The 13,596-nt window shown below is 61.1% G+C and carries 15 protein-coding genes; 2 read left to right on the forward strand and 13 right to left on the reverse strand.

All coding sequences use genetic code 11. The features are described from left to right. Positions 1-13: 13 nt before the first annotated feature. The 9 genes from ACZ6ZO_RS10495 to dacB form a co-directional block, all read right to left on the reverse strand. On the reverse strand, positions 14-478 hold the full coding sequence (locus ACZ6ZO_RS10495; RefSeq protein WP_465292490.1) for a DUF3180 domain-containing protein: 465 nt from the start codon (positions 476-478) through the stop codon (positions 14-16). After that, on the reverse strand, positions 475-966 hold the full coding sequence (gene folK, locus ACZ6ZO_RS10500; RefSeq protein WP_465292492.1) for a 2-amino-4-hydroxy-6-hydroxymethyldihydropteridine diphosphokinase: 492 nt from the start codon (positions 964-966) through the stop codon (positions 475-477). The genes ACZ6ZO_RS10495 and folK overlap by 4 nt, the downstream gene beginning before the upstream one ends. 1 nt (position 967) lies before the next feature. Further along, positions 968-1,336, reverse strand: coding sequence for a dihydroneopterin aldolase (folB, locus tag ACZ6ZO_RS10505; RefSeq protein ID WP_465292494.1), 369 nt, complete (start codon positions 1,334-1,336; stop codon positions 968-970). Further along, complete coding sequence (folP, locus tag ACZ6ZO_RS10510) at positions 1,337-2,182, reverse strand: dihydropteroate synthase (RefSeq protein WP_182385389.1); 846 nt, start codon at positions 2,180-2,182, stop codon at positions 1,337-1,339. It lies immediately after the preceding gene. Then, positions 2,182-2,760, reverse strand: coding sequence for a GTP cyclohydrolase I FolE (gene folE / locus ACZ6ZO_RS10515; protein WP_182385388.1), 579 nt, complete (start codon positions 2,758-2,760; stop codon positions 2,182-2,184). The genes folP and folE overlap by 1 nt, the downstream gene beginning before the upstream one ends. Then, the gene (gene ftsH / locus ACZ6ZO_RS10520; RefSeq protein ID WP_465292497.1) at positions 2,753-5,080 is read right to left on the reverse strand and encodes an ATP-dependent zinc metalloprotease FtsH; all 2,328 of its coding nucleotides are present in this window, start codon (positions 5,078-5,080) and stop codon (positions 2,753-2,755) included. The genes folE and ftsH overlap by 8 nt, the downstream gene beginning before the upstream one ends. A gap of 118 nt (positions 5,081-5,198) precedes the next feature. Further along, on the reverse strand, positions 5,199-5,783 hold the full coding sequence (hpt, locus tag ACZ6ZO_RS10525; protein ID WP_182385386.1) for a hypoxanthine phosphoribosyltransferase: 585 nt from the start codon (positions 5,781-5,783) through the stop codon (positions 5,199-5,201). 293 nt (positions 5,784-6,076) lie between these two features. Continuing rightward, positions 6,077-6,994 carry a tRNA lysidine(34) synthetase TilS gene (gene tilS, locus ACZ6ZO_RS10530; protein WP_182385385.1) on the reverse strand — a complete coding sequence of 306 codons (918 nt, stop codon included), beginning with the start codon at positions 6,992-6,994 and terminating at the stop codon, positions 6,077-6,079. Further along, on the reverse strand, positions 6,991-8,250 hold the full coding sequence (dacB, locus tag ACZ6ZO_RS10535; RefSeq protein WP_232843232.1) for a D-alanyl-D-alanine carboxypeptidase/D-alanyl-D-alanine endopeptidase: 1,260 nt from the start codon (positions 8,248-8,250) through the stop codon (positions 6,991-6,993). Before dacB ends, tilS begins: the two co-directional genes overlap by 4 nt. 85 nt (positions 8,251-8,335) lie before the next feature. On the opposite strand from dacB, the gene ACZ6ZO_RS10540 reads away from it, so the two are divergent. Both ACZ6ZO_RS10540 and ACZ6ZO_RS10545 read left to right on the forward strand, forming a co-directional pair. Continuing rightward, complete coding sequence (locus tag ACZ6ZO_RS10540; protein ID WP_182385384.1) at positions 8,336-8,812, forward strand: inorganic diphosphatase; 477 nt, start codon at positions 8,336-8,338, stop codon at positions 8,810-8,812. Positions 8,813-9,535: 723 nt separating this feature from the next. Beyond that, positions 9,536-10,765, forward strand: coding sequence for a TsoY family (seleno)protein (locus ACZ6ZO_RS10545; protein WP_465292500.1), 1,230 nt, complete (start codon positions 9,536-9,538; stop codon positions 10,763-10,765). On the opposite strand, the gene ACZ6ZO_RS10550 is transcribed toward ACZ6ZO_RS10545, so the two are convergent. The 4 genes from ACZ6ZO_RS10550 to ACZ6ZO_RS10565 are packed head-to-tail and all read right to left on the reverse strand — an operon-like array spanning position 10,733 to position 13,593. Further along, a complete protein-coding gene (locus ACZ6ZO_RS10550) occupies positions 10,733-12,259 on the reverse strand; it encodes a polyamine aminopropyltransferase (protein WP_465292502.1) in 1,527 nt (508 codons plus the stop codon). The two genes, ACZ6ZO_RS10545 and ACZ6ZO_RS10550, sit on opposite strands and share 33 nt — an antisense overlap. After that, on the reverse strand, positions 12,247-12,672 hold the full coding sequence (locus ACZ6ZO_RS10555) for a DUF350 domain-containing protein (protein WP_182385381.1): 426 nt from the start codon (positions 12,670-12,672) through the stop codon (positions 12,247-12,249). The genes ACZ6ZO_RS10550 and ACZ6ZO_RS10555 overlap by 13 nt, the downstream gene beginning before the upstream one ends. A 25-nt stretch (positions 12,673-12,697) precedes the next feature. Beyond that, positions 12,698-13,111, reverse strand: a complete 414-nt coding sequence (locus tag ACZ6ZO_RS10560) for a DUF4247 domain-containing protein (protein ID WP_465292505.1) — start codon at positions 13,109-13,111, stop codon at positions 12,698-12,700. Next, positions 13,108-13,593, reverse strand: a complete 486-nt coding sequence (locus ACZ6ZO_RS10565; protein ID WP_465292507.1) for a DUF2617 family protein — start codon at positions 13,591-13,593, stop codon at positions 13,108-13,110. The genes ACZ6ZO_RS10560 and ACZ6ZO_RS10565 overlap by 4 nt, the downstream gene beginning before the upstream one ends. Positions 13,594-13,596: the final 3 nt, after the last annotated feature.

Consider the following 13,596-nt stretch of genomic DNA (forward strand, 5'->3'; position numbering starts at 1 on the left):
TTCAATCTACCTGTTATGCGGGTTCACCGTCGGTAGGCGGAGGCGTCTCGCAGTTTCTTTCTAGATAAACTCCAGCAGCGCTGAGGGCGATTCCGCCCAGCGTGGATGCAATCACCCCAGGAACATCTTCGGCTGCGGCGACGAGGTCCGCGGCCCGAGGGAGCACATACATGGCGATCCCAAGGTACGCGCCACCCACCAGCGCCCCAGTCCATGCAGAGGCCTTAGCGATAACCAGAAACTGCGCCGCCAGCAACGGACTTAACTGCGAGCGGTCCATGCCGATCTTCCCAGCGTCTTTACGTTCCCGGATCCGCCAGGCCAGCACCAAACACACCAGGGTAAGGAGCCACAGCGTCACCGACGCGCTCGCCGCGGTCGCAGGCAACAAGCCATAGAATCCCCAGGTGAGGATGGCTGTTGCGCAGGCAACGACCACCCCGGAGAAGATCAGCGCGGTGATGCTGGTGGACTTCATGAAAATTCACCGACTTTCCGCACCTCAGCCACATTGTCCGGGCTGATCGCTGCGAGGTACTCGCTAATGGGGACGCCGCGGAGGGTGGCTTGGGGGTCCGCTTCCAGCCACGGCACCAGGACGAAGGCCCGCTTGTGCGCATAGGGGTGTGGGAGGGTGAGGACGGGGTCGGTTGAGATTTGTTCCACGGCGTCGTCAAGGCACTGCACAATGTCCACGTCGAGGGTGCGCGGGCCCCAGCGCACTTCACGACGCCTCTCCCCCGCTTCCTCAATCTCATGCGCGGCCGCGAGGAGTTCCATCGGGCTGAGCTCGGTGTCGATGATCAAGATGGCGTTGAGGAACTCGTCTTGCTCCACCCCGCCCCACGGTGGCGTGGCATAGATGCTGGAGGAGGCGACGAGGTCCGCGGCGAAGTAATCGTAGGCGCTGCGCAGTAGCGCATAGCGATCCGCCATATTGGATCCGATGGACAAAACGGCGCGCATCCTATTTCCTCCGGGATCTGCGGGCGACCACGGCAACGTCCGCGAACGGCAGCGGAATCGGAGCATCAGGCTTATGGATCGTGATCTCCACGGCGTGCAGCAGCTCATACCGCGCCATGACGGTGTCTGCGATCTCCGCCGCGACGGCTTCGATCAAATCGCGTGGCTGACCCGTAACAATACCGTGAATAACCTCGGCGAGCTCCGCGTAATTCAGGGTCTGGGTGAGGTCATCAGTGGCTGCCGCGGGGGCGCAGTCCAGCCAGCAGGTGGCATCAACGTAAAAGTTCTGCCCGGTGGCCTTCTCTTCTTCCAGCACCCCGTGGTAGCCGTAGCATTTGAGGCCTTTGAGCTCGATGCGGTCTGCCATTTACGCTCCTTGGTTCCAGCGGGCGGCCACGTCCACAGCGTCGCGCGAGACACCGACCTCATGCACGCGCACGCACCAGGCGCCCAGCTGGGCGGCAATGGCGGTCACTGCGGCGGTCGCAGGATCGGCCTCCACGGGGGAAGCCACGTCTAGGCCTCGATCCCGGCGCACCTGGGCGAGGAAGCGTTTCCGGGAAGCTCCGACCAAGATGGGATATTCGCCGGCGATGAAGCTCGGTAAGGCTTTCAGCAGAGCCCAGTTATCGGCCGCGGATTTCGCGAAGCCGAGGCCCGGATCCAGCGTGATCTGATCGGCTTTTACTCCGGCGGTCAGGGCGTTGTCCACCAGGATGTCGAACACCCGGCGCACATCTGTCACCACATCGCCGGTGGCGTGGGCCTGGCCCGCGGCGTCGCCAAACCGCACGGTCTTCCAATGCATGAGGCAAACGGGAAGGTCAGCGGAAGCCATCACGCGATACATGTCGGGATCAGCGAGGCCGCCTGAGACGTCGTTAAGCAGGCTCACCCCAGCCTCCGCCGCTGCTTCGGCGACGCTGGCGCGCATCGTGTCCACCGAGGTGCGGATGCCGTCCGCTGCCAAGGCCTTGATGACGGGCACCACACGGGCCTGTTCGACGTCCGCGGGGACCCGCGTTGCGCCTGGCCGAGTGGACTCGCCGCCAACATCGATAATGTCGGCGCCGGCCGCAATCAGCTCGTGGGCGTGCGCAATCGCCTTATCGACGTCCACATACTGACCCCCATCAGAGAAGGAATCCTCCGTCACGTTCACGATGCCCATGACGGTGCACCGGCCGGGAATCGTCAGATCAGCAACCCGCATCAGGCACCCCGAATGAGACTCAAGACCTCGGCGCGGGAGGCAGCGTTGGTTTGGAACCCGCCCCGCACCGCGGACGTAGTGGTAGTGGCCCCTGGCTTGCGGATGCCCCGCATGGCCATGCACAGATGCTCGCACTCGATCACGACGATCACCGCGTGAGCATCAAGCTTGTCCATCAGCGCGTCAGCGACCTGCGAGGTAAGTCGCTCCTGGACCTGCGGCCGCTTCGCATACAAGTCCACCAGCCGAGCAAGCTTGGACAGGCCGGTGACTTTCCCGGAAGCTCCCGGAATGTACCCGATGTGCGCTTTTCCGAAGAACGGCACCAAGTGGTGCTCGCACGTGGAGTAAATCGGGATGTCCCGGACCAGCACCAGCTCCCTGTGGTCCTCGGAGAAGGTTTTGGCCAGCACTTCCGTTGGATCTACATGCAGGCCCGCGAACACTTCCGCGTAAGCACGCGCGACGCGGGCCGGGGTTTCCTGCAGCCCCTCCCGGTCCGGGTCCTCCCCCACCGCGATGAGCAGTTCCCGCACCGCAGCTTCGGCGCGCTGTTGGTCGAACTGAGGGCTAATCATCCTTGCGCTCCTCGTTCTCCGGCTGCTCGTGGTCCGGTTGCTCGTGGTCCGGCAGGCGGAATCCGATTTCCTCGGTCTCTTCGGGCTTGTCATCCTGTGGCGCAGGGTACTGCTGCAATCCCGGATGCGGAGCTTCTGGCCCTGCGTACGGATTATTGTTCGCCTCGCGTGGTGGCCAGCCCGGCGCGGACCAGTCCGCTGGCGGTGGGGTGCCGCCGTAGGTGGGGGTAGGTCCTTCCGGCGCTGCATGTCGCCCGCTTTCCGACGGCGGTACCGGAGCCACTGGTGGCATCGGCATGTTCCGCTGTGCTTCGAGTTCCTTCTGGCGCTTCTCGCGAGCAGCGCGGGATGCTTCGAGGATGGAGAACCGCTTCGGTGGTTCCTCGCCGCGTTCGATAGCAAGTTCCACTGGGGTCTTGACGGGTTCGAACCCGTTCTGTGCTGGGAAGTTCGCGGATTCTCCTGGGAATACTTCCAGGGCGTCGCGTGGCTCCAGCCCTTCGAAAATCACCTCGAGGTCCGGGCGGCGCAGGGTTTCCTTCTCCAGCAGCTTCTCCGCCAGTTTGTCCAGGTAGTGGCGGTTTTCGCGGAGGATGTCGTAGGCGACTTGATGGGCTTTGTTCACCAGGTAGCGGGTCTGCTCGTCGATGGTGGCCTGCACGCTTTCCGACGGGTCAAAGATGCCACCTCCGCCGCGACCGGAGAACGGGTCTCCCTGTTCCTCCCCGTACTTCACCGTGCCGATTTCTGGGCTCATGCCGTACTCGGTGATCATGGCGCGGGCGATGCGGGTGGCTTGTTCGATGTCGTTGGAGGCGCCAGTGGTTGGAACACCGAAAACGAGTTCTTCTGCGGAGCGCCCGCCCATGGCAAAGACGATCCGGGCGAACAGCTCGTCGCGGGTGTACATGCCCTTGTCGTCTTCCTGCGCGGTCATGGCGAAGCCGCCGGTCTTGCCACGGGCCAGGATGGTGACCTTGTAGATCGACTCGATGTTCTTCATGCCCCAGGCGGCGATGGTGTGGCCGCCCTCGTGGTAGGCGGTGACCTTCTTCTCGTGCTCGGAGATCACCTTGGAGGAGCGTCGCGGTCCGCCGATCACGCGGTCGGTTGCTTCTTCCAGGGCGTCAGCAGTAATAACGTTGCCACCGATGCGGGCGGTGAGCAGCGCAGCCTCATTGAGCACGTTGGCCAGGTCTGCACCGGACATGCCCGCGGTGCGCTTTGCCAGTGCGGTGATGTCCACGTCCTTGGCAAACGGCTTGCCCTTCGCATGAACTTTCAGGATAGCTTCGCGCCCCTTGAAATCTGGGTTGGTGACCGGGATCTGGCGGTCGAAGCGACCGGGGCGCAGCAGCGCTGGGTCCAAGATGTCCGGTCGGTTGGTGGCGGCCATGAGGATGACGCCTTGGCGGTCGCCGAAGCCGTCCATTTCCACCAGCAGCTGGTTCAGTGTTTGTTCGCGTTCGTCGTGGCCACCGCCCATCCCGGCGCCGCGCTGGCGACCGACGGCGTCAATTTCGTCGACGAAGATGATGCACGGGCTATTTTCTTTGGCCTGTTTGAACAGGTCACGGACACGGGAAGCACCGACACCGACGAACATTTCCACGAAGTCGGAACCGGAGATCGAGTAGAACGGTACCCCGGCCTCGCCGGCCACGGCACGAGCGAGGAGGGTTTTACCCGTGCCGGGGGGGCCGTAGAGCAGCACGCCCCGCGGGATCTTCGCACCGAGTGCTTCGTACCGGGAGGGGTCCTGCAGGAAGTCTTTGATTTCCTGCAGTTCATCGACAGCTTCGTCGGCACCCGCGACGTCCGCGAAGGTGTTCGTCGGCATGTCCTTGGTCAGTTCCTTGGCGCGGGAGCCACCAAATCCGAACATGCCGAAGCCGCCGCCCTGCATCCGGGTCATGACAAACATGATCAGGCCAAAGAACAGCAGCATTGGCAGCAGAAGCTGCAGCATGGAGCCAAGGAAGGTGTCTCGGGTGACCTTGGTGTTGTACTTCTCAGCGTCCGAAGCCTGCACCTTTTCAAAGATCATCGGCGCGGTGCGTGCAGGATAATCCGCGATGACCTTGGTCACACCCTCGCGTTCTTGCACCTTAATTGGTTGCTTGAGCTCCAGGCGCACGCGTTGCTCCCGATCATCAATGCGAGCTTCCTTGATGTTCTTCGCATCCAGCTCCTTGAGCGCAATGCTGGTGTCCACCTTTTGGAAGCCCCGAGTATCACTAGTCAGCAACACGGTGCTGAACATCATAATCAGGACGATTGCGGCGATAGCGCCGTAGCGCAGCAGTTTCTTATTGTCCATCGATTACCGCCAGTGGTTGTCTGGCGGAACCTTTCTTGGGATTAGTCGGGCGGGTAATAATTCCTAAAGAATAACGAAAGACCACAGGTGGTAGTTCCCGTGGTCGTCGTCAAGCGTGCTAGCTGGTGTACACCCGCGGGTGCAGCGTGCCGACGAACGGCAGGTCGCGATAACGCTCGGCGTAGTCGAGGCCGTATCCAATGACGAACTCGTTCGGAATCTCGAAACCGACATCGAACAGGTCGATCTTCGTCTTCACCGCCTCCGGCTTACGCAGAAGCGACACCACCTCAAGCGACTTCGGGTTGCGGTTCTCCAGGTTCTTCAGCAGCCACGACAAGGTGAGACCAGAATCAATGATGTCCTCCACGATGATCACATCGCGGCCCTCAATATCCCGATCCAAGTCCTTCAAAATACGAACCACGCCCGACGAGCTCGTCGAATTGCCATAAGACGACACCGCCATGAACTCCAACTGGCTCGGAATGCTCAGCGCACGCGCAAAGTCAGTAATGAAGAACGCCGCGCCCTTCAACACACAAATCAGCAGAAGGTCATCGTCAGCATCCCGATACGCCTCAGAAACTTTATCTGCCAGCTCCTGAATGCGGTTGTGGAGTGTGGTTTCGTCGATGAGAACCGCCTCCACATCCTCCCCATAACGGTTAGCCGGAACGTTGAAATCCTTCTTGTCATGCATGTGTAGTACGCCCCTTGGTAGCGAGTAACAAACAGTTATAGCCAGCTTGCCACTTTTTAGCGGGAACCACCAAGAAATTCCAGAAACATAGGTCCACCGGTACCGGCCCAGGTTTTCACTAGGGCAAGTCTGGCTAGATATTTTGTTGTTCTTGGGTTTTGACGATATTGAATTGACGATGTTCCCTGGATGTCGCTCATTTTCATTAGCTTGACCTTGAAGCATCGTCAATTCAATATCATCATTTCTGCAAAGGACACTAAGGCCCCAAGACACTAAGACTCCACAGCACCCTACTGTTCCTCCACCACGAGCTGGTCCCCGCTGCGCCGGATCCAGATCCGCACGCCCGAGCCTCCCCCGATCGCGACCGGACCTTGACCTTTCCAACCCATGACTAGGTCGTCTACCTGCTGTAACGCAGCTTGAGATACTTTTCCGACAGCAGACCGGATGAGGCCTGCGATGCTCTCGTGCCGGACCGCCACCGGCATGGATCGCAGTTGTGATATCGGCGCGAAGGGATCTGCCAGGCTCGTGATTGTCTCATTGGCTTGGTGTGCCCGAGTGGCGGCCTGCGCTATGGCTGGGATGCTGTCGCCACCGATTATGTCGTTGAGCAGGGGTAATACCTCGTGGCGGATGCGGACTCTGCGGTATTCAAAGCTGTCGTTGTGTGGATCCTGCCACGCTTCCACTCCCAGTTCGGTACACGCTTGCACAGTGTCGGCGCGCCGTACGCCGAGGAGCGGTCGCACGATCCGCACCCCGCTTATGCAAGACTCCTGCGCAATACCTGTTGGGTTTCCCCGCAGTGCCCCAAGCAGGTAGGTTTCGGCTTGGTCGTCCATGGTGTGTGCGGTCCAGACGGGCTTCCCAAAGGAAGTTAGCGCTGCATATCGGGCCTGCCGGGCGGCTGCTTCCATTCCGCCACCACCGGACACAACTACCGGGATAACGGTTGCGTGGGCACCCCATCGCGAGGCCACATCGGTGGCGCGCTGCGCGACCACGTCTGAGCCTTCCTGCAGCTGGTGATCGACCACCACGGAATGCACCTGCGCGCCTTCCACGAGAGCAGCGGCGACCAGCGCGAGGGAATCGGCTCCCCCGGACAGCCCGATCACGGTGGGTTGTTCGGTGACAAATGGGCGCACTGCGTTCCGGATGCGGAGGAATGCCGGGCTGTGCCGAGGATAGGGAACTGTCATTGGCGGAGCGTGGAGACGAATTCGTCGAGGCTAGCGCGGGCGGCGAGGACGTCGGAGTCATTGGAGATCAGGGCGAAGGTATAGGTCTGGCCATCTTGCCCGGTGACGGCCCCCGCGAGGGCTGATACGCCGGTGAGGGTGCCGGTTTTGGCTCGCACCCAGCCGCGTCCTTCGAGGTCGTGGTAGCGGTTGGCGAGGGTGCCGCTTGCTGCCGCGACGGGCAGGGTGTCTATCAGGGGGCGGAGGCGGGTATCCGTCACCGCGCGGTGCAGGATGTCGGAGAGCAGGCGTGGGGTGTTGCGGTTATCTTCTGACAGACCGGAGTTGTCTTTGAGGTCGAGTCCGGTGAGGTCGAAACCGTTTTCCGCGAGGACTTCTCGGGTGGCGCGCACTGCGGCGGCCACGTCGTTGCCGGTGCCGCGGCGTACGGCGACTTCCCTGCCGATGGCTTCGGCCATGACGTTGTCGGAGTTTTCCATCATGGTTTCGAGGCGTTGCCAGAGCGGTTCGGAGCGCACCGTGGCAACGACCTGGGCTTCCTGCGGGGCTTTCCCTGTGCCACTGGTGGCGCCGAGTCGCGTTGCGAGGGCTGCTGCGAGGTCGGCTGCGGGCGTCGTTGAGCGTGGCAGGTCGCCGCTTGTGCCTCCGTTCCGCCCGCCGTACAGCATGGCCGGTTCCATGGGGGCGATGAATCCCTGCGCGATGTTCTCCTCGCCCCACCCGCGCAGGAAGGTGTCCTGCGACCAGAGGGAGGTGTCGATGAGGACGCGGTCCGCGGCGCCAATTTGGTCGGCGAGGTCATCGAGCTGTTCATCGGTCATCATCACGTCACCAGCGGCTTTGACCACCACGACACCGGGCTCGGCCTGCACCACCTGCGTCTCAATGCGGTCGTTCAGGTCCAGAGTAAGCAGCGCCGCCGCCGCGGTGAGCACCTTGGTACTCGACGCGGGCTTCATCACGGCGGTGGGGCTTTGCTGCCACACCACCTGCCCATCCGCCGCGGTCACCACGCCACCCAGCTTCCCCAGCCGAGGATCCTGCGCGGCATCCTGCAGTCGGGCACGCAGCTTATCGACGTCCACCGGCTGGTTCCCCATCCCCACCAGCGTCCTCGTCGGCGCGCTCAGCGTGGCAGCCGGATCATGCTTACGTGGCTGCAACACGTCAGAATCCACCACCGCAACCGTCGCGACACCACCGACCGCGATCGCGGTCACGACCACTGCGCTGATCCACCCAACCTTTTTGAACACCCCACCAGGTTAGCCCTCTTGCCCGTGCCATCCAGGGTTCGGCGCTACGATAGTGGTGAACTTTTGACCAAACCAAGGAGTGCGCATGAGCATTGAAGTAACCATCGAGATCCCGAAGGGCTCCCGCAACAAGTACGAGGTTGACCACGAAACCGGCAAAGTCTACCTGGACCGCTACCTGTTCACCCCAATGGCATACCCAGCAGACTACGGCTTCATCGACCACACCCTCGGCGAAGACGGCGACCCACTCGACGCACTCGTCATCCTGCCAGAACCAGTATTCCCAGGTGTGATCGTCAACGCTCGCCCACTCGGCGTGTTCAAGATGACCGACGAAGCAGGTGGCGACGACAAGCTGCTCTGCGTCGTCGACGACGTCCGCTGGGAGCACCTGCAGGACATCGCCGATGTTCCTTCCCATGTAAAGGACGAGATCGAGCACTTCTTCACCCGTTACAAGGACCTCGAGCCAAACAAGGAAGTCACCGGCTCCGGTTGGGGCGACAAGGCCGAAGCAGAAAAGATCCTCGCCGAAGCAGTCGAACGCTACGGCAAGTAGTTTCTTAACTACACACCCGCGAGCCCGCTTTTGGGTTCGCGGGTTTTTGGTTTTCTGGGGCCCGCAACTTTGGCCCCGACATTACCAGTCCGAAGTTCGGGCTCATCGCAGCGATTTTGGGGCATTGTCGGGGGAGTAATGTCGGGAGCATTCTTAAAGCACCGCAGCCCAGAATCCTCAGCGGCGTAGCATCGAGCGCCACGGTCACCATCGCCACAACAGCCCCAATCACCCCACTGGACTCAAGAAACATGCAACCAAATTACGAGCCAGGCTGCCTACCTTTTCTCCCCGAGATTACCCGCCCGAAGTTCGGGCTCATCGCACCCATTTTGGGGCATTCTCGGGGGCGTAATGTCGGGGTTTACTCTTTAGCAGCACCATCCCGGGACCATAGTTAACAGCTGTCAGAACCCGACCTACGGCATCCCCCAAGTCACACTAACCGCGTAAACGCGAGTCCTGAAATTCGAGACTCGGTGAATAAAGACCATTTTTCTCCACAAAACACCCCGAGCTACTCCGAGTATCGAATTCCAGGACTCCCACTTCAGCAAAACTCCAGATCCCGCCGGGGGTACCACCTTTTCATTTTCATAGTCATCTAACCATCAGTTTTTCATTAACCCTACCCCTGCTGAAAAACGCGAGGAATGAAGCACACAATTGCCAGCTTGAAACTCTGCGAAGCCCCTTCGAATACAGAAAGTTGTTGGCTAAGTTATGTTGTCTCACCTTGGCGAAAAGTACTCGCCACTTTATTTCCTATCCTCACTCGGCTTTGGCGGGATGAGCATTGGTTTCTTCATGATCTTCATGCACCTCACCCCGCACCCAAAGACCCCGATCCCAACCCTGGAATCAATACAGGCGGCATGGTCCACCGCCGGGCCGATCATGAAGTCCGCGATCGTCATCGGTTATGCGGGCATGTTTGTGTTTTTCGCTATCCATGTAGCGCTCCTGTTGTGGAATCTCAGGGAGTTTGCCGCGTTTAAGCGCACTGCGGCGTATCCGAAGTTGCTCAGCTCTAATGCGGAGATCACGTTGATGGCGATCCCCCTCACCCTCGCGATGACTGTCAATGGCCTGTTCATGGCATTTGCCACCACCACTCCCAATTTGTGGAGCGTGGTGGAGTACTTGTTCCCCGGCGCGTTGGTCGCCTACGGTCTGACGGGCGTCCTCGCGCTGAAGTACTTGGCGGGGTATGTGAAGCGCATTTTGACCGCTGGGTTCGATTTCGAGGGCAATGGTGGCTTGAACCAGCTGCTATCTGGGTTTTCGTTCGCGATGGTGGCCGTTGGTTTCGCTGCACCCGCCGCGATGAGCGATAACAAGTACACGGTGCTGTTCGGCTTCGCTGGGACGCTGTTCTTCGGCGTGATCTCTGCGATGCTCGTCGCCGTGTTCCTTCCGATGGGCGCCATGAGCATGTTCCGCTACAAACTCACCCTGCACAACTCCGCGACGTTGTGGTTGATGGTTCCGATCATGACGCTGTGGGCGATAACGTTCCTGCGCCTGCGCCATGGCACGCACACGCTTGCCGACGCCGGGGCCACCGCACTCAGCAAGCCGCTAGCACCCCATTCGGCGACATCCATCATGGTGATGGTGGTGCTGGGGGTTGCGTTGGCGATCCAGTTGGCGTTTCTCATGGGCGGCCACGCCGTGATGAAGAAAAACGGTTTCTACCGCAGGTTCGTGTTCTCACAGGAAAACCGCACTCCGGCACCGTTTACGTTGGTCTGCCCGGGTGTTGCCCTAACAGTATTGGGCTACTTCTTCCTGCATGTGGGCTTGGTGAAGAACGGGCTGCTCGCCAGCGGCACCCCACTCTATGCACTAGCGATGGTGTTGATCGTAGCGGTTCAGGTGGCCACGATTGGCTTGATGGTGGTGCTGACTAAGAACCAGCTATTCCCCCGCCAGGCGGTAGCCACGACGTAGGTCGTCAACAATGTACGGGTGGTCCAGGGTGGATGGCGGCAGGTCCCGTGGCCCGTTGTCCAGCCCGAATACCCCAGCTGCAGCTAGCACCTCCGGGGAAAGATAGCGCAGCCCCGACACCGGGGGCATGGTGAGGGCGTCTCCGCACAGCACGAAACCCCAATCCCCGAAGGTGGGCACGTGGGTGTGGTACGGGAACGTCGATGAGCAGCCTGCAGCCTCCAGCGTGGCGCGCACCCGCCAGAACACGTCGGGCGTCGTGAAGGCGCTAGATGCCTGGACCACCATGCGCCCCGACGGCCTCAGAGTCGCGAGCGCCAGGGTGTAGAACTCCTGCGAATAGAGCCTCGCCAGGGTGGGGTTGTCGGGGTCGGGGAGGTCGATGATCACAGCGTCGTACTGCTTGCCCTCTCCCCCGGCGCGGAGCCACGTGAAAGCGTCCTCATTCAGGACCTGCACCTGCGGACTCAGCAAGGCACCCTCGTTATCCTCCACGAGCACCGTGTTCGCCACCTTCACCACCTCCGGATCCAGTTCCACCTGCGTCACTTGCGCCCCAAACCGAATCAGCTCCCGGGCAGCCAGCCCATCTCCCCCACCGATGACCAGCACATCCTTCGTGCGCTCAGTCAGCGCCGGGTACACCAGGGATTCGGTGTATCGGTACTCGTCGCGACTGGAATACTGCAGGCCACCGTTGAGGTACAGACGCCGATCCTTGCCCTGCTTAGTCACCACGATGTCCTGGTAGTCGGACTGGTGCGCGTAGATCACCGGGTCCCGGTACAGCGCAGCACGCGCCGTAGTGACGATCCCTTCGCTGCGCACCAGCAGCGTCGTGAGCAGGGCCAACGCCAGCACCAATGCCGTCACCGCAGACCAGAGTTGCCGACCAGGAAGCGAGCCACGCAGCAGCACCACCGCAATGAACAACGCGGCCGCCAGATTCACCATTCCCGCAGCAAGAGTGCCGCGCATCATGCCAAGCTGCGGCAACAGCACAAAAGGCCACAGCAAGCCGCCGATCAACGCGCCGGCATAGTCGGCAAAGTTCAGCGTGGCCAGCAGGGATCCGACGCTTCGCGCGTCGGCAAGCTTGCCTTGTTGGATGAGCGTCATCAATAGCGGCACTTCCATGCCCACCAACGCGCCGATCAGGAAAGTGGCCGCGACCAGCACCACCGTCGACTGGCCCAGCGTCGCGAACACCACGTACAGCACCAGGGCTGACACCCCGCCGATGATGCCGAGCGTGGTCTCCACAATCAAAAACGACAGGCCCGGCCAGCGCAGCAGCGGCTTCGCGAACAGCGCACCAGCCCCCAACGCCGCGACATACCCCGCCACAATGAGCGACGTCTCCACCACCCCGCCCCCATTCAGACTGGTGGATAGGCTCAGCAGCGCGAGCTCGTAAATCAACCCCGAGGCGGCGCAAATCCCTACCGAAATCAGCAGGAAAAACCGCCACCATCTACTAGTTAAGTCAAACATGCAGCATTCACAGCAGCGATCACAACAAGCAACACCGCGCACGTCACAGCCCCGGCGCGCAGCTTACGATCCAGCACCAAATCACGGAACCTGCCCGGGATCAACGCCTCCAAAGCAACCAGCACCACCGCCTGCAACACCACGCCGAGCAGACCGATCACCACTACCTCTGTGATGCCCTCCAGCAAGGACTCCGGGGAGCCCAGCACCGTAGTCACCACGATCAGCCCCAGGCCTACCTGCTGGCCAATCGCAATCGCGGCCGCATTTGGCAGGTGATCCACAAACACCGCCCGGTACAACTTGCCCGGAGTCAGCAGATCCAACATCCCAAAACCCACTAGCAGCACAAACAGCGACAACACGAAATAAACGACGGTGTCTCGAACTTCAATCAGCAAGTCAGCGGCCATTACGTTCTTTATCCTTTTCTTTAATTCACTTCACGCCGGAACCGGAGCCACCCGAGCCAGACGAACCGCCGGAGGAATGAGACGGCGAGCTCGGGGTGAAACCAGGGCCGAGCCACACAAACGTCCCGTCGTTGTAGCGCCGCAAGTCTTCCACCCGGATCTCACAGTAGGTAGGACCAGCCTGATAGACCGTGACCACACGCTTGCGATACTTCAAGTATTCCGTGCCTGTCTTGGGATCAAACTGGCGGGCCTGCGGCCGATCCTCCGCCGCGATCTGATCCGCCACCTGCTGGACGTTTCCCTCGCACGGGTAAGTGCCATACCTCGAATACGCATTCGGCTTGGGTGATGTCCCAACGATCAGCGCCGCAGCGAAACTCACCACTGCAATGACCAGGAACAGGGCCCCTAACTTTCGCTTCATCCGAGAACTCATAGTTCAAACCTACTAGCCGTACTCACGATGATCTTTTCTTCCGGGTACAGGTGGTGCGTCTGCCACTCCCACATGCCCTCAGCAAAACCTCCGGTCACGGCGGTGATGTGAAACGGACCGACACCTGGGAATTCCGCCACCAACCAGCCTTCCAACCCCGCCAACAGGTCCGTGGCTGCGGTGGGAAAGTCGGGGCAGGTGGCCACGTTGGCGCGCAGCGCGTAACGACGCCGCTGCTGCGACACCAAGCTCCCCGGGGCGCCCGCGAAACAGGAAATCTCCTCCCTAAAGGTGCGATCCCCGTGCCGGACCGTCGCCACGTGCGACGCCCCGATGATGCCAAGCTCAAGACTGGTTTCCGCCCTGCGCCACTGGGTGCGATAGCTGCGGGCGGTGAGGATCTCGGGCAGTGGGCCGTCGAGAAGCAAGCCAAGGTCGTGGGCGCTGACGTCGGCGGTGGGGCACTCGAGACTAACTCGCATACG

It is taken from the genome of Corynebacterium sp. NPDC104732, assembly GCF_055583565.1.